This window comes from Streptomyces sp. AB3(2024) (assembly GCF_041862025.1).
Lineage (GTDB): Bacteria > Actinomycetota > Actinomycetes > Streptomycetales > Streptomycetaceae > Streptomyces.
Genome location: NZ_JBGWAB010000008.1, coordinates 72,851 through 89,058, shown reverse-complemented (window position 1 = coordinate 89,058; position 16,208 = coordinate 72,851). Strand labels below are relative to the sequence as shown.

Annotated in this window: 12 protein-coding genes; 8 read left to right on the top strand and 4 right to left on the bottom strand. The window is 72.7% G+C overall.

The annotated features are described in order from the left end of the window. Positions 1-82: 82 nt before the first annotated feature. From ACEPPI_RS05735 to ACEPPI_RS05715, 5 genes are all read left to right on the top strand, one after another. On the top strand, positions 83-829 hold the full coding sequence (locus ACEPPI_RS05735) for an NUDIX domain-containing protein (RefSeq protein ID WP_356209512.1): 747 nt from the start codon (positions 83-85) through the stop codon (positions 827-829). A 158-nt stretch (positions 830-987) separates the two neighbouring features. Continuing rightward, positions 988-3,156: an ATP-binding cassette domain-containing protein gene (locus ACEPPI_RS05730; protein WP_373914125.1), complete on the top strand. Its 2,169-nt coding sequence runs from the start codon at positions 988-990 to the stop codon at positions 3,154-3,156. Positions 3,157-3,303: 147 nt separating this feature from the next. After that, positions 3,304-4,245 carry a FadR/GntR family transcriptional regulator gene (locus ACEPPI_RS05725; protein ID WP_373914124.1) on the top strand — a complete coding sequence of 314 codons (942 nt, stop codon included), beginning with the start codon at positions 3,304-3,306 and terminating at the stop codon, positions 4,243-4,245. Positions 4,246-4,599: 354 nt separating this feature from the next. Beyond that, a complete protein-coding gene (locus tag ACEPPI_RS05720; protein WP_373914123.1) occupies positions 4,600-6,177 on the top strand; it encodes an RNA polymerase sigma factor in 1,578 nt (525 codons plus the stop codon). A gap of 228 nt (positions 6,178-6,405) precedes the next feature. Next, positions 6,406-7,260: a trypsin-like serine protease gene (locus ACEPPI_RS05715; RefSeq protein ID WP_373914122.1), complete on the top strand. Its 855-nt coding sequence runs from the start codon at positions 6,406-6,408 to the stop codon at positions 7,258-7,260. 198 nt (positions 7,261-7,458) lie between these two features. Here the strand turns inward: ACEPPI_RS05715 and ACEPPI_RS05710 are convergent, their stop codons facing one another. Continuing rightward, positions 7,459-7,695, bottom strand: a complete 237-nt coding sequence (locus tag ACEPPI_RS05710; RefSeq protein WP_373914121.1) for a hypothetical protein — start codon at positions 7,693-7,695, stop codon at positions 7,459-7,461. A 447-nt stretch (positions 7,696-8,142) separates the two neighbouring features. On the opposite strand from ACEPPI_RS05710, the gene ACEPPI_RS05705 reads away from it, so the two are divergent. The 3 genes from ACEPPI_RS05705 to ACEPPI_RS05695 all read left to right on the top strand — a co-directional run bounded on the left by ACEPPI_RS05705 (position 8,143) and on the right by ACEPPI_RS05695 (position 12,481). Continuing rightward, positions 8,143-10,263 carry a type IIA DNA topoisomerase subunit B gene (locus ACEPPI_RS05705; protein WP_373914120.1) on the top strand — a complete coding sequence of 707 codons (2,121 nt, stop codon included), beginning with the start codon at positions 8,143-8,145 and terminating at the stop codon, positions 10,261-10,263. A gap of 143 nt (positions 10,264-10,406) precedes the next feature. Continuing rightward, positions 10,407-10,892 carry a DUF485 domain-containing protein gene (locus ACEPPI_RS05700; protein WP_373914119.1) on the top strand — a complete coding sequence of 162 codons (486 nt, stop codon included), beginning with the start codon at positions 10,407-10,409 and terminating at the stop codon, positions 10,890-10,892. Beyond that, on the top strand, positions 10,889-12,481 hold the full coding sequence (locus tag ACEPPI_RS05695) for a cation acetate symporter (protein ID WP_373914118.1): 1,593 nt from the start codon (positions 10,889-10,891) through the stop codon (positions 12,479-12,481). The genes ACEPPI_RS05700 and ACEPPI_RS05695 overlap by 4 nt, the downstream gene beginning before the upstream one ends. A gap of 4 nt (positions 12,482-12,485) precedes the next feature. Here the strand turns inward: ACEPPI_RS05695 and ACEPPI_RS05690 are convergent, their stop codons facing one another. From ACEPPI_RS05690 to ACEPPI_RS05680, 3 genes are all read right to left on the bottom strand, one after another. Beyond that, entirely contained in the window at positions 12,486-13,193 is a 708-nt protein-coding gene (locus ACEPPI_RS05690) for a response regulator (protein WP_373914117.1), read from the bottom strand. Continuing rightward, a complete protein-coding gene (locus ACEPPI_RS05685) occupies positions 13,190-14,806 on the bottom strand; it encodes an ATP-binding protein (RefSeq protein WP_373914116.1) in 1,617 nt (538 codons plus the stop codon). The genes ACEPPI_RS05690 and ACEPPI_RS05685 overlap by 4 nt, the downstream gene beginning before the upstream one ends. 127 nt (positions 14,807-14,933) lie before the next feature. Continuing rightward, positions 14,934-16,184, bottom strand: a complete 1,251-nt coding sequence (locus ACEPPI_RS05680) for a citrate synthase (protein ID WP_373914115.1) — start codon at positions 16,182-16,184, stop codon at positions 14,934-14,936. Between the last annotated feature and the right edge of the window lie 24 nt (positions 16,185-16,208).

Here is a 16,208-nt window from a genome sequence, read left to right as displayed (position 1 = left end):
AGATCCGGTCCGGGTTCCAGATCACCGTCTCCGGGATCACCAAAGCTCTGTTTATCGTCAGGCAGACGACTATGATCGCGGCATGTCGCCCTACGACCCGTCGGCCTTTCCGCCCTTCGCCGTCACTGTCGACCTGGTCGTGCTCACCGTGCGGCGCCACGCGCTCTGCGCGTTGGTCGTCCGACGGGGTGAGCAGCCGTTCCAGGGCCGCTGGGCGCTGCCCGGCGGATTCGTCCGCGGGGACGAGGACCTGGGGGCGGCCGCCGCCAGGGAACTCGCCGAGGAGACCGGGCTGTGTGCGCACGATCCGGCCGCGCCCGGCGTGGACAACGGCGCCCATCTCGAACAGCTCGCCACCTACGGGGACCCGCAGCGCGATCCCCGGATGCGGGTCGTCAGCGTGGCCCACCTGGTCCTGGCCCCCGACCTGCCCGCGCCCCGGGCCGGCGGGGACGCCAACGGCGCCCGCTGGGCGCCCGTCGACGAACTGCTGGAGGGCGCCGACCAGGCCTCCGCCGGGCTGGCCTTCGACCACGCGCGGATCCTCGCCGACGGTGTGGAGCGGGCCCGCTCGAAGATCGAGTACTCCTCCCTGGCCACCGCCTTCTGCCCGCCGGAGTTCACCGTCGGAGAGCTGCGCCGGGTGTACGAGGCGGTGTGGGGGGTGGCGCTTGACCCCCGCAACTTCCACCGCAAGGTCACCGGCACCCCCGGTTTCCTGGTGCCGGCCGGAGGGACGACGACCCGTCAGGGCGGCAGGCCGGCCCAGCTGTTCAGGGCGGGCGGGGCGACCCTGCTCAACCCGCCGATGCTGCGGCCGGAAGTCTGATCCTCCCCGGGGAGGCCTCCGTCGCGCGCCGGGGCGATTCCGGGTGGCGATCGCGGCACCGGCACGGACCGGTTGCATAGAAAATCGGATATATCGCGCTATCTTGCTTGCGGTACTCACCCTGCCGCAGAGCGGTCTCACCCCCCGCGAGAGAAGCGATGCTCCAGGCCATCGGACTCACCAGCACACCCCGTCGAGAACTCCCGCCCGCCGTGAACGACCTCACCTTCGAGGCCCGCTCGGGGTACGTGACCGCCCTGCTCGGCGAGCCGGGTTCGGGCAAGACCACCACGCTGCGGCTCATGCTCGAACTCGAACCGGGCCGGGGCGTCACCTACTTCCGCGGCCGCCCGCTGCACCGGATCCCGCATCCGGGCCGCGAGGTCGGCGTACTCCTCGGAGACGTTCCCGGGCACCCGTCGAGGACGGTCCGCAACCAACTGCGGATGCTCAGTGCCGCCGTCGGGGTCCCCGCGTCCCGGGCGGACGCCCTGATGGAGGTCGCCGGCATCGGCGGCCTGCGCGACCAGCGGCTCGGCTCGCTCTCGACCGGCATGGAGCGTCGCGTCGCCCTCGCCGCAGCGCTGCTCGCCGATCCCTGCACCCTGCTCCTCGACGAACCCGCCGCCGGGCTGCACTCCCGTGAGCGGGCCTGGCTCCACGGGCTGCTGCGCGGTCACGCCTCCCTCGGCGGGGCCGTGCTCTTCACCACCGACGACGCGAAGGAGGCCGCCCGGCACGCCGACCGGGTCGTGTCCATCGCCTCGGGCCGCCTCGTCGCGGACCAGGACGCCGCGGACTTCGCCCGCACCCGGCTGCGACCGCGGGTCGCCGTGCGGACCCCGCACGCCGCCCGGCTCGCCGACGTGCTGGGGCGTGAGGCCCGCTCCGCCCACAGGGTGGTGGAGATCGTCGAGGAGAGCGGCAGTCGCCTGTCGGTGTACGGCAGCAACTGCGCCGAGATCGGCGAGGCGGCGTTCAGGCACGGAGTGCTCGTCCATCAACTCGCGGACGAGACCGGGGACGCGGGTGCGCCCGTCCCGCCGGTACCGCAGGCCCGGACCCGCGGCGGGAGCACGGCCCGGGTGGACGTCCGGGCGGAGGCGCGCGCGGAGGTTCGGGCAGAGGTCCGGGCAGAAGCGCAGGCCCGACAGGTGCCGGGCTCTGTGGCGGGCCTCGTGACCGGAGCGCAGGCCCCGGTCCACGGGGGTCCCCGCCCGGACCCGCGCGCCGCGCTCCTCACCGGGCCGGGGTGCGCCGACCCCGGTGCCGGATCCGGCCCCGGGGCCGAACCCGGTGTGACCCCCGTCCGCGCCGCGCCCCCTGCCCGGGAGGCGGCACCTGACCAGGGTCCGCCCCCGGAACCGGCCCGGTCCTCGGGGCAGGGTCCGGCCGCGGCTCCGGTCCCGGACCGGCTCCCCGCCGCGGTCGTCGATCCCGCGGCGGCCGGGTATCCCGACGTGTCCGGGTACCCCGGCCCGGGAGGGGGCGGTGAGCCGCGTCATGCCCGTTCCGGGCGGGGCTCCTCGGGGCTGCGGCGGGTACGACGGGTGGGCGGCCCGCTGTGGCCGCTGCGCTACGAGCTCCGCCGGGTGTTCGGCACGGCCGCCCCACTGCTGACCGCCGCCCTCGTCGTCACCGTCTCCGTGCTCACCTCCCTGGTACTGGCACGCGCGGGCCACACCCCTCAGAGCCGGCTGCTCGCCGCCTGGCCGGAGCTCTTCCCGCTGCCGCCCGCCGCGCTCGGGGCCGGGCTGCTCGGCTCCCTGGCCTTCGGCGAGGAGTACCGCTACCCCGCCCTCGCCGCCGACCGGGGCACCGTGCCCCGGCGGCTGGGGCTGCTCACCGCAAAACTCGCCGTCTGCGCCGCCCTCGCCCTGGCCCTCGGCGCCCTCACGGTCGCCGCCGACACCGCGGCGCTCCGGCTCGTCTTCGGAGGCTCCGGGCCGCTGAGCCCGCCCGCGGAATGGGTCTTCCCCGGGGTGAGTTGGGCCGGGCTGCTCGTCGGCTGCGCCTGGGCCGGGGTCCTCGCCGCCGGGGTGTTCCGCGCCGCGTCCGTGGGCTTCGCGGCGGTGCTCGCCGTGCCGGTGGCCGTCGTACCGCTGGTGCGCAAGGTCCTCGACGGGCCGTCCGCGTACCCGGTGACCGGCATCGCCTCCCGCCTGCGCGGCCCGGCCTGGTCGCCGTGGCCGCCGGAGGCGGACCGGCTCGTGCTGGGGGCCCTTCGGGTGATGGTCCAACCCGTCGGCACCGCAATGGTGTTGTCGCTGATGGTCCTGTTGTGCGCCTATGCGTTCACAGGACTGCGCGGGAGGGTCCGTTGGTGATCGTTCCGGTGCGCGAGGCGACTTCGCCGGGACCATAGAAGTCCAGATCGGGCCGGATCACTCGAAGCGGACCGCAACTCCCCGCAAAAGGCCCGGTTCTTTACGATAAGTCGTCAATTGCGTAGGTGGCACCGATCACCCTTTCGTGTGCTTTTCACCAAAGACCTCAAGGGTGATGGAGGCGAGGCCGACAAAGGATTCGTGAGTACCCTTGCGCACGCCATGATGACCGCCGCCCGCCATGCCGACACCGGCCTCGCCGGCTCGGGCGAACTCGACCGCTACCCCTACCCGGAGGCCTCCGGGTCCGACCGGGTCGGACCGCCCCACTGGGACGGGGGCGACGTCGAGCTGAGCCGCGTCGGCCGCCGGGCTGCGGGCAGCCGCGGGCGCGGTCTGCACGGCCAACTCGTCCAGCAGCTCGGCCAGATGATCGTCTCGGGCGACCTCGGCGCGGACCGGCCCCTGGTCCCGGAGGAGATCGGCCAGCGCTTCGAGGTCTCCCGTACGGTCGTCCGTGAATCCCTGCGGGTCCTGGAGGCCAAGGGCCTCGTCAGCGCCCGTCCCAACGTGGGCACCCGCGTCCGGCCCGTCGCCGACTGGAACCTGCTCGACCCCGACATCATCGAATGGCGCGCCTTCGGACCCCAGCGCGACGACCAGCGCCGCGAGCTCAACGAGCTCCGCTGGACCATCGAGCCGCTGGCTGCCCGCCTCGCGGCCGGCCACGGCCGCCCGGACGTCCAGCAGCGCCTCGCCGACATGGTCGAGATCATGGGGCATGCCCTCGGGCAGGGCGATGCGATCACCTTCGCGCGCGCCGACAACGAGTTCCACGCACTGCTGATCCAGGTCGCCGGCAACCGCATGCTGGAGCACCTGTCGGGCATCGTCTCCGCCGCCCTCCAGGTCTCCGGCAGCCCCGTCACCGCCTGCGACCGTCCCGGCGAGACCTGCGTCGCGCACCACGCGCGGATGGTCGAGGCGCTCGCGGCCGGTGACGCGACGGGTGCCGAGAACGCCATGCGTCAGCTCCTGATGGTGCATCCGGAGGTCGAGCGCGTGGTCCCCGCCCCGCGCGAGCACTGAGGCGCCGACGCGCGGGGGCGTGGGGGTGCACACCGGTCGCCGGGCCCGTTTCGGATCCGGCGACTCCGGCGTGCGGGGGCCTTCCCGGGGCCTCCGGAGGCGCGCGTACGGCCACGGGACGGGCACGGACGGGAACCGGATGTGATTCGGGCCACGAAGATTGGGCGTAACGCTCCGCGACGTCACGCGATGACGTAAGAGGTGATGGCCGACGGAGGGAAGACAGCAGCCCTTGGGGGTGCTGTGCAGCTCCCCGGCCCCTGCCCGCGCCCCCGGCCCATCCCCAGTCGGTGGTCGTCGGCTCCGGTCCAGCACCAGGCCGGGGTCGGAAGCCGTTCCCATCGTTCCGAGAGGTTGTTCGTGTCGGCCAGCACATCCCGTACGCTCCCGCCGGAGATCGCCGATTCCGAGTCTGTGATGGCGCTCATCGAGCGGGGCAAGGCCGAGGGGCAGATCGCCGGCGATGACGTGCGTCGGGCCTTCGAGGCTGACCAGATTCCTGCGACCCAGTGGAAGAATGTTCTGCGCAGCCTCAACCAGATCCTTGAGGAAGAGGGTGTGACACTGATGGTCAGTGCCGCGGAGTCGCCCAAGCGCACCCCCCGCAAGAGCGTCGCGGCGAAGAGCCCCGCCAAGCGGACGGCGACCAAGACCGTCGCGGCGAAGACGGCGGCCCCTCCGGCCGCGGCCGGCATCGTCGCGAACACCGGAACGGCGGAGCCGGACACCACCGACGCCCTGGCCGAAGAGACCGTGGCCGAACCCGTCGCGAAGAAGACCGCCGCCCGGAAGTCGGCCGCGAAGAAGGCCGCTCCCGCGAAGAAGACCGCGGCGAAGAAGACCACGGCGAAGAAGACCGCCGCCAAGAAGGACGCGGACGAGGACGGCGAGGAGACCGCGGACGAGGGCCCCGACGCCCCGAAGGCCGAGGCCGAGGAGGAAGAGGAGGGCGGGGAGAACAAGGGCTTCGTCATCTCGGACGACGAGGACGACGCCCCTGCCCAGCAGGTCGTCGTGGCCGGCGCCACCGCCGACCCCGTCAAGGACTACCTCAAGCAGATCGGCAAGGTCCCGCTGCTCAACGCCGAGCAGGAGGTCGAGCTCGCCAAGCGCATCGAGGCGGGCCTGTTCGCCGAGGACAAGCTGGCCAACTCCGACAAGCTGGCGCCCAAGCTCAAGCGCGAGCTGGAGATCATCGCCGAGGACGGCCGGCGCGCCAAGAACCACCTGCTGGAGGCCAACCTCCGACTCGTGGTCTCCCTGGCCAAGCGCTACACCGGCCGCGGCATGCTCTTCCTGGACCTGATCCAGGAGGGCAACCTGGGTCTGATCCGCGCCGTGGAGAAGTTCGACTACACCAAGGGCTACAAGTTCTCCACGTACGCGACCTGGTGGATCCGGCAGGCGATCACCCGCGCCATGGCCGACCAGGCCCGCACCATCCGCATCCCCGTGCACATGGTCGAAGTGATCAACAAGCTCGCCCGCGTGCAGCGCCAGATGCTCCAGGACCTCGGCCGCGAGCCCACGCCGGAGGAGCTGGCCAAGGAACTCGACATGACCCCCGAGAAGGTCATCGAGGTCCAGAAGTACGGCCGCGAGCCGATCTCCCTGCACACCCCGCTCGGCGAGGACGGCGACAGCGAGTTCGGTGACCTCATCGAGGACTCCGAGGCGGTCGTCCCGGCCGACGCCGTCAGCTTCACGCTCCTGCAGGAGCAGCTGCACTCGGTCCTCGACACGCTGAGCGAGCGCGAGGCCGGCGTGGTCTCGATGCGGTTCGGCCTCACCGACGGCCAGCCCAAGACCCTCGACGAGATCGGCAAGGTCTACGGGGTCACCCGCGAGCGCATCCGCCAGATCGAGTCCAAGACCATGTCGAAGCTGCGCCACCCGTCCCGGTCCCAGGTCCTGCGCGACTACCTGGACTGACCGGAACGGCCGAAGGGCCCGAGACGGCCGGTCCGGGCCCGGTACGGGTGTGCCCCGGGCCGGCCGGACCGGACGGCCGAGCGGATCCGGAGCGGATCCGGACCGGTCCCGTACCGGATCTCCACCGGCCGGTGGCGCGGAGGCCGTGACGGTGGACGCGCGGGTGCGCCCGGCCACCGGGCGACCCACTCTGGGTGTAGTCATGCACACTCAGAGTCAGGAGGCCTCATGCGTCGTCCCTTTGCCCGTGCTCTGGCGGGCGCGCTGACCCTGGTGGCGGGAGCGGCCGTGCTGCCGCTGGCCCAGGCCCCCGGGGTGGCCGCGGACAGCGTGGTCATAGGCGGGAAGCCGGTGAACGTGGCCGACAGCCCGTGGGTCGTGGCCCTCGCCAGCCGTGACCGGTTCGGGGGTACCCGGGACGGGCAGTTCTGCGGGGGCGTCGTCGTCGCCCCGACCACGGTGGTGACCGCGGCCCACTGCCTGGGTCGGCAGGTGCTGGGCGGGACGGTCGAATCCGTCACCGACTTCCGCGTGATCACCGGACGTACGGAGCTGCGCGCCGACGAGGGCCGCGAGATCGCGGTACGCGCCGCCCGCGTGAACCCGGCCTACGACCCCGGGAGCAATGCCGGGGACCTGGCCGTGCTGGAACTGGCCGAGGCCCTTCCGGCGCAGTACGTGCTCCCCATGGCCGAGGACGGCCATCCCGCGTACGCCGCGGGCACCGACGCGGCCGTGTACGGCTGGGGCGACACGAGCGGCTTCGGGGACTACGCGTACGGGCTGCGGGCGGCCCAGGTCACCGTGCTGGCCGACGACGTCTGCCGGCGGGCGTACCCGGGGGACTCGGACGGCCAGTACCGGGCTGACTCCATGGTGTGCGCCGGGGACCGGGACGGTGGCAAGGACGCCTGCCAGGGGGACAGCGGGGGTCCGCTGGTGGCCCGGGGGCGGCTGATCGGGCTGGTGTCGTGGGGGCGGGGCTGCGGGCGCGCCGACAGTCCGGGCGTGTACACCCGGATCGCCCCGTTGGTCGGGTTCGTGAGCGGCGCCGAGAGGGCCGCGCGGCCCGGCGGGGCGTAGGAGGCCGCGCCGGGTGTCCGGAGGGGCTCCAGGTGGCCCGTACGGCCCTGCACGGGGCTGCGGGGCCGTACGGGCCGGCCCGTACACGCGGGAAGTGCCTCGGATATGAGGACGGGCGGCGTCCCTGGGTCTCAGAGATGCCGCCCGTCGACCGGCCTGGCCGGTCCTGGCTCGTCGGATGCGAGGTTAGGCCTTGTGTCAGCGGTCCTCGGTGTCGGCAGCATCAGCGGCCGGAGCGGACGTGAGCCGCTCGGTCTCATCCTGTATTTCCGCGGCGATCTTCTTGAGTTCCGGCTCGAACTTACGCCCGTGGTGGGCGCAGAAGAGCAGTTCACCACCGCTCAGGAGGACGACGCGCAGATATGCCTGGGCGCCGCAACGGTCGCATCGGTCAGCGGCCGTCAGCGGGGTCGCGGGTGTCAGAACAGTAGTCACGTCGCCTCTTCTCTAGCTCGACGAGCTGTCGTACCAGGGTCAACATCCAACCAGGCCGAAAACGTTCCCGCTCGCGGCTTTTCCTCGAAACTTCCTTCCGAAGCTGGCCGGCTGCTGCCGGTTGGCGGCGAAGGAGCCGTATTGCGTTGCTTTACGGTTTCGCGTTGTCAGTCGTTCGCTTGTAGCAGTTCCCGTCCTCCCCGGCGTGAGTGCCGGTTGTGCATGAGGACGTGCCCGAACCCTAAATGGTTCATGCCTGGAAGGGAACGTGATGTTTGCTTCACCCTCACGGGGGATCGAACACCCGTGCGGATCTGCACTAGGCTGAGGAAACGACGAGGGTGGCGTTGCATCGGCTCTACCAGGCCTCGGTACCCTCTGACCGGCAGCCGAGCCACCCCTGCGCCCGACCGGGCCAGAAAAGAAATTCAGCGAGGAGCGAACTGCGTGACCGCCGACACGTCCGTGCCTTCCAGCGCGCTGCTGTCCGGAGCAGACCGGGACGGTTCCAACTACACCGCGCGGCACCTGCTCGTCCTCGAAGGCCTTGAGGCCGTTCGCAAGCGCCCCGGCATGTATATCGGCTCCACCGACAGCCGAGGCCTGATGCACTGCCTCTGGGAGATCATCGACAATTCCGTCGACGAGGCCCTGGGCGGCTACTGCGACCACATCGAGGTGATCCTCCACGAGGACGCCTCGGTCGAGGTACGCGACAACGGCCGCGGCATCCCGGTGGACGTCGAGCCCAAGACCGGCCTCTCCGGGGTCGAGGTCGTCATGACCAAGCTGCACGCGGGCGGAAAGTTCGGCGGCGGCTCGTACGCCGCCTCCGGCGGTCTGCACGGCGTCGGCGCTTCCGTGGTCAACGCCCTCTCGGCCCGCCTCGACGTCGAGGTCGACCGGGGCAGCTCCACCCACGCCGTCAGCTTCCGCCGCGGCGTCCCCGGGTTCTTCACCGAGCAGGGCCCCGACAGCCCCTTCGACCCGGCCGGCGGCCTGCGCAAGGTCAAGCGCATCCCCAAGGGCCGCACCGGCACCCGGGTCCGCTACTGGGCGGACCGGCAGATCTTCCTGAAGGACGCCCGCCTCGGCCTGGATACGCTGTACCAGCGCGCCCGCCAGACGGCCTTCCTCGTCCCCGGCCTGACCATCGTGGTCCGCGACGAGCGGGCCATCGACGGCGCCGGCAAGACCGAGGAGACGTTCCGCTTCGACGGGGGCATCAGCGAGTTCTGCGAGTACCTCGCCCAGGACAAGGCCGTCTGCGACGTGCTGCGCCTGACCGGCACGGGCACCTTCAAGGAGACCGTCCCCGTCCTCGACGACCGCGGCCACATGACCCCCACCGAGGTCACCCGCGAACTGGCCGTGGACATCGCCCTGCGCTGGGGCACGGGGTACGAGACCAACCTCAAGTCCTTCGTGAACATCATCGCCACCCCCAAGGGCGGTACCCACGTCTCCGGCTTCGAGCGCTCGGTCGCCAAGACCGTCAACGAGGTCCTGCGCTCGGCGAAGCTGCTGCGCGTCGCCGAGGACGACGTGGTCAAGGACGACGCGATGGAGGGCCTGACGGCCGTCGTCACCGTGCGCCTCGCCGAGCCGCAGTTCGAGGGCCAGACCAAGGAGGTCCTCGGCACCTCCGCCGCGACGCGCATCGTCGCCGCCGTCGTCGCCAAGGAGCTCAAGGCCTTCCTGACCTCCACCAAGCGCGACGACAAGCAGCAGGCCCGCGCCGTGATGGAGAAGATCGTCGCGGCCGCGCGGACCCGTATCGCGGCCCGCCAGCACAAGGAGGCGCAGCGCCGCAAGACCGCGCTGGAGTCCTCCTCGCTGCCCGCCAAGCTGGCCGACTGCCGCAGCGACGACGTGGACCGCAGCGAGCTCTTCATCGTCGAGGGGGACTCGGCCCTCGGTACGGCCAAGCTCGCCCGGAACTCCGAGTTCCAGGCCCTGCTGCCGATCCGCGGCAAGATCCTCAACGTCCAGAAGTCCTCGGTCTCGGACATGCTCAAGAACGCCGAGTGCGGAGCGATCATCCAGGTCATAGGGGCCGGCTCGGGCCGCACCTTCGACCTCGACGCCGCCCGCTACGGCAAGATCGTCCTGCTCGTCGACGCCGATGTGGACGGCGCGCACATCCGCTGCCTGCTGCTGACGCTCTTCCAGCGGTACATGCGGCCCATGGTCGAGGCGGGCCGGGTCTTCGCGGCCGTCCCGCCGCTGCACCGCATCGAGCTGGTCCAGCCCAAGCGGGGCCAGGACAAGTACGTGTACACGTACTCGGACAACGAGCTGCGCCAGACCCTGCTGGAGTACCAGCGCAAGAACATCCGGTACAAGGACGCCATCCAGCGCTACAAGGGCCTCGGCGAGATGGATGCGGACCAGCTCGCGGAGACCACCATGGATCCCCGCTTCCGCACCCTGCGCCGGATCAACATCGGCGATCTGGACTCCGCCGAGCAGGTCTTCGACCTGCTCATGGGCAACGAGGTGGCCCCGCGCAAGGAGTTCATCACCAGCTCGGCGGCCACCCTGGACCGCTCGCGCATCGACGCCTGACCGGACGCGGTTCCGGCACACCGGCGCTCTTCACCCCCCATCACCTGAAGGAGTGAAGAGCGCCGGACATCAGTCCTGAAAACGACCATCGAGCACATCCTTGTGGGCACGCGGCCAATGCGGCGGCGGACAAGGAGAGTTCGGTGGACAAGCACGACGGTCGCGATGCCGGAACGATCCGGCTGGACGACCCCTGGTACGACGCGCTGGCCGTGGGCTGGGGCGAGGGCGGGGAGACGGTCCCGCCCCGCCCGGCCGCCGGTGGCCGGACCGCGTCCGGCGCATCCGACATCTACCTCGAAGTCCAGCGGAGCGCCGCCTTCCAGGAGGTCCGCGGCCGCTACCGCAGGTTCGTCGTCCCCGCGACCGCCGGGTTCTTCCTCTGGTACGTCGCCTACGTGGTCGCCGCCACCACGGCGCCCGGGCTGATGGCCCGCCCCGTCTTCGGCCCGGTGAACGTGGCCCTGCTCGCGGGTCTCGGGCAGTTCCTGAGCACCTTCCTGCTGACCTGGGCCTACGCCCGCCACGCCCGCCTCAGGCGGGACCGGGCCGCACTCGACCTGCGCTGGACGGTCTTCGAGCAGGAACGCGACCAGGAGCGGACCGGGGCCCGGGGGGAGGGCCGGTGAACAGCGAGCACCAGACCCTCGCGCTGATCCTTTTCAGCCTCTTCATCGCCGTCACGCTCGGCATCACCACCTGGGTCAGCCGCAACCGGCACGGCTCGGCCGAGGAGTTCTACGCGGGCGGGCGACTCTTCTCCCCCATGGAGAACGGTTTCGCCATCGCAGGCGACTACATGTCCGCCGCCTCCTTCCTCGGGATCTCCGGCTTGATCGCCCTGTTCGGCTACGACGGCCTGCTGTACTCCGTCGGCTTCCTCGTGGCCTGGCTCCTGGTCCTCTTCCTCGTCGCCGAGCTGGTACGCAACTGCGGCCGCTTCACCCTCGCCGACGTGGTCGCCGCCCGGATGAGCGAGCGGCCCGTACGGATCGCCGCGGGGATCTCCTCCGTCGTGGTCTCGGTGCTCTACCTGGTCGCGCAGATGGTCGGGGCGGGCAGCCTGGTGGGCCTGCTGCTCGGCGGCTCGGGCGCCGCGGCGCGGACGCTCACCGTGATCGGCGTGGGCGCCCTGATGGTGGTCTACGTGTCCTTCGGCGGGATGCGGGCCACCACCTGGATCCAGATCGTGAAGGCCGTCCTCCTGATGGGCGGGGCGATCACCCTGACCGTGCTGGTCCTGCTGCGCTTCCACGGGGACGTCGGTCGGCTGCTCACCAGCGCCGCCGATCGCAGCGGGTACGGCGCGCGCTTCCTGGGCCCAGGCCTCCGGTACGGGGGCGACTGGACCGCCCGTGTCGACTTCATGAGCCTCGGGCTCGCCCTGGTCCTGGGCACGGCGGGGCTGCCGCACATCCTGTCCCGCTTCTACACCGTGCCCACGGCGCGGGCGGCCCGCCGGTCCGTCGTCTGGGCGATCGCGCTGATCGGCGGCTTCTACCTGATGACCATCGTGCTGGGCTTCGGGGCCGCGGCGCTGCTCGGGCCGGATCAGGTACGGGCCTCCAACGCCTCCGGGAACACGGCCGTACCGCTGCTGGCGGCCTTCCTCGGCGGGGGCGCGGAGTCCACCGGGGGCGCGGTGCTGTTCGCGTTCGTGGCCGCCATCGCCTTCGCGACCATCCTCGCCGTGGTCGCCGGGATCACCCTCGCCTCGTCCGCCTCCGTCGCGCACGACCTCTACGCCTCCCTCAAGCGGCGGCACGCCCGGCAGCGCAGCGAGGTCGCCGTGGCGCGCGTCGCGGCCGCGGGGATCGGGGCGGTGGCGATCGGCCTTGGGCTGGTCGCCCAGGACCTGAACGTCGCCTTCCTGGTGGGGCTGGCCTTCGCGGTGGCGGCCTCCGCGAACCTGCCCGTGCTGCTGTACTCGCTGTTCTGGCGGGGGTTCACCACGCGGGGGGCGGTCTGGTCGGTGTACGGGGGGCTGGTCCCGGCGGTGCTGCTGGTCGTCCTGTCGCCCGTGGTCTCGGGGAGCCCCGAATCGCTGTTCCCCGGTGTGGACTTCCAGTACTTCCCGCTGCAGAACCCGGGGATCGTCTCCATCCCGCTCGGGTTCCTCGCGGGCTGGCTGGGGACGGTCACCTCGGGTGAGGAGCCGGACGAGCGAAGGTACGCGGAGACGGAGGTCCGCTCCCTGACGGGGGCCGGCGCCGTGTGAGTCCTCAGGGGCCCGCCGAGGGGACCCACGCGTAGCGGTGCTCCGGGCGGCCCGTCTCGCCGTAGCGCAGGGCCAGGGTGACGCGGCCGGCGCGGTCCAGGAGCTTCAGGTAGCGCTGGGCGGTCTGGCGGCTGATGCCGGCGCGGTCGGCGACCTGCTGGGTGGACAGGGGGCCTTCGGCGGTGCGCAGGACCTGGCGCACCAGCTCGGCGGTGGTGGGGGAGTGGCCCTTGGGGAGCTCGTTCGGGGTGCCCGCCGCGGCCAGGGCGCCGAAGATCCGGTCCACCTCGGCCTGCTCGGCCTCGCCGCCGCCGGAGAGGGAGCGGCGCAGCGCGGCGTAGGCCTCCAGCCTGGCGCGCAGTCCGGTGAAGGTGAACGGCTTGACCAGGTACTGGAGGGCGCCGAGCCGCATGGCCGCCTGGACGGTGGCCAGGTCCCGGGCGGCCGTGACCATGATCACGTCGGTGTGGTGGCCCAGCTGGCGCATGCGGCGCACCAGGTCGAGGCCGTTCTCGTCCGGCAGGTAGTGGTCCAGGAGGACGAGGTCCACGGGCCGGGTGGTGAGGAACTCCAGGGCCTCGGCCGCCGAGTGGGCCCGGCCGGCCACACGGAACCCGGGAACCTTGGCCACGTACGCCTCGTTGATCCGGGCGACGCGCACGTCGTCGTCGACGACCAGTACGGCCAGCTCACCGCTAGGGGTCCCGTTCACCGCAGGGCCTCCGGGAGCACGACGGAGAACTCCGCCCCTCCGTCCGAGGCTTCCCCGGCCCGCGCGCTGCCGCCCTGCCGCTCCGCGAGGCGGCGTACGAGGGCGAGTCCGAGGCCGCGTTCGCGGTGGGCCTCGGGCTGCTTGGTCGACCAGCCCTCGGTGAAGATCTCCTCGTGGCGCCCGGCGGGGACGCCCGGGCCGCTGTCGCGCACCCGCAGCACGGCGGTGCGGCCCGCGGCGTGGAGGCCGCCCCCCACCACGGGCGCGGCCGAGCCCGCCGTCGCGTCCAGGGCGTTGTCCACCAGATTGCCGAGGATCGTGACGAGGCCTCCCGGGTCCACCAGGCGGTCGGGGAGGAAGGCGGTCGGAGCCAGCCGCAGCGAGGCGCCCCGTTCCGCGGCGACGGTGGCCTTGCCGACCAGCAGGGCGGCCAGCAGGGGGTCGTGGACCTTCTCGGTGACCTGCTCGGCGGTGCTGCGGTGCACCCCCGCGACCTCGTTCACGAAGGCGACGGCCTCCTCGTGCAGTCCCAGTTCGAGCAGGCCGAGGAGGGTGTGGAGGCGGTTGGCGTGCTCGTGGTCCTGGGCGCGCAGGGCATCGATCAGGCCCTTCGTGGAGTCCAGCTCGCGGCTCAGGTGCTCCACCTCGGTACGGTCGCGCAGGGTGGCGACCGCGCCGCCGTCGGCGGTCGGCATCCGGTTGGCGACCAGGACCCGCGGGCCCTGGACGGTGAGCAGGTCGCGTCCGCTGACGCGGCCGGCGAGGACGTCGCTGGTGCGGCCCGGGCCGAGGAGCTCGTCGAGCGGGCGCCCGGCGAGGGTGCGGGCCGCGTCCGGGGAGAGCCCCAGCAGCCGGGCGGCCTCGTCATTGACGAGCCGTACGCGGTCGTCGCCGTCGAGTGCGATCACGCCCTCGCGGATGGAGTGCAGCATGGCCTCGCGTTCCGCGAGGAGAGCGGCGATGTCGGAGAACGCGAGGTCGCGGGTCTGCCGCTGGATCCGGCGGGACAGCAGGTAGGCGGCGAGCGCACCGGCGGCCAGGGCTCCGCCGGCGTAGGCGAGCAGTCCGGGGATGGCGCCGAGGAGCCGGTCGCGCACGCTGTCGTAGGGGATGCCGACGGAGACGGCGCCGACGATCTCTCCGTCGGCGGCGACCAGGGGGACCTTGCCGCGGGCCGAGCGGCCGAGGGTGCCCTCGTCGATCTCCATGACGTCGTGTCCGGCCAGGGCGTCGCCGGGGTCGGTGGAGACGGGCAGCCCGATGCGGTCGGGGCTGGGGTGGGAGCGGCGGATGCCCTTCAGGTCCATGACGACCACGTACTCGGCTCCGGTGGCGCTGCGGATCCGCTCCGCCGCCGCCTGTACGGGGGTGTCCGGGGACGTTCCCGACCTCAGGAGGTCGGAGGCCAGGGACGGGTCCGCCGCCGCGCTCTGGGCGATGGCCAGCGCGCGGCGCATGGCCTGGTCGTCCAGCTGGGCGCTGAGCGGGGCGAGGAAGAGCCCGGTGGCCAGCACGAGGACCCCGGCGGCGATGGCCAGCTGGGTGAGCAGGATCTGCGAGACGGCCCGTCGGGGCAGCCCGAGGCGTCGGGCACTCGCGGGAAGGAACCGCATGACCAGTAACCGTAGGTCGGTGACGGCGTAAGCGGAATGCCTGGGTCTCCCTGTGCGGGTGGCGGCGGGTACGGGGGCCGTCAGGCGCGGGCCCGCTCCCGCGGTTCGCCGCGGCCCCCGCCACCCGTCACGGCAGTGGCCTGGGCGGCCGGGGGCCGTCGTAATGGCCGCTCGGCCGCATGCGCAGGGGCCGTTCCTGGTACTCCTCCAGCGCGTGTGCGATCCAGCCCGCCGTCCGGGCCACCGCGAACACCGTTTCCCCCGCCTCGGCGGGCATGGCGCAGGACACCGTCAGCACCGCGAGGGCCAGGTCCACGTTCGGGTGCAGTCCGTGCCGGGCCATCACGGCGGCCACGTCCCGGGCCGCGCCCAGCGCGGGACCGGCCTGGGGGAGTCCCTCCAGCCGGCCGAACAGGGCCCGCGCCCGCGGATCCTCCCCCCGGTACAGGCGGTGGCCGAGGCCGGGTACCCGCCGCCCGGCGCGCAGGTACTCCGCCACCACGGGCGCGGCGCCGCCCCGTTCCAGGACCTCCGTCAGCATGCGGTGCGCGAGCCGCCCGGCCGCTCCGTGCAGGGGGCCCTCCAGTGCGCCCAGCCCGGCCGAGACCACCGCGTAGGGATGGGCCCGCGCCGAGGCGGCCACCCGCACCGCGAGCGTGGAGGCGGCCAGGTCGTGGTCGACCAGCAGCGCCAGCGCCAGGTCCAGCACGTCCAGGGCCGCCGGGTCGGGGTCCACTGCCGTCAGCCGGGACCACAGTTCCCAGGCGAGCCGCCCGTCCCCGACGCGGGCCGGGGCGGCTTCCGGCAGGGCGCCGACCAGCGTCGGCACCAGGCTGCGCGCCGAACCGAGCACGGCCTCCCCGGACAGGTCGAAGCGCAGCGGGTCCGCCACCGCCGCCGCCGTGACGGCGACCCGCAGCCGGTCCAGGGGGCCGCTGTGCTCCGGCAGGGCCGCCACCGCCCGCCGGGCCGCGGCGAGCGCCTCCGGGGGAGCGGCGAACCGGGCCCCGTGCGGCAGGCTCCCCGTCCACAGCCACTCGGCGACCTCCTCGTAGGCGTACCGCGAGGCCAGCTCGACGGCGTCCACGCCCCGGAAGAAGTACCGGTCGGCCTCGATGAGGGTGAGCGAGGTGCGGACGGAGAGTTCCCCGGGCGGGCCCGCCGCCTCACGGCGGCTCCGCCGGGCCAGCGCCTCCACCTCGCGCGCGTCGAAGCTGCTGCCACGGCCCACCGGATCGCGGCGGCTGCCGAGCTGGCCGCGGCTGACGTAGGCGTACACGGTGGCCGGCTTCACCCCCAGGAGGCGGGCGGCCTCCTGGGTCGTGAGCCGCCGCGTCCCCTCGGCGCCGGGAGGGTCGTCGGGTGCACGATCAGACATGACACACAGCCTACATACATGGAT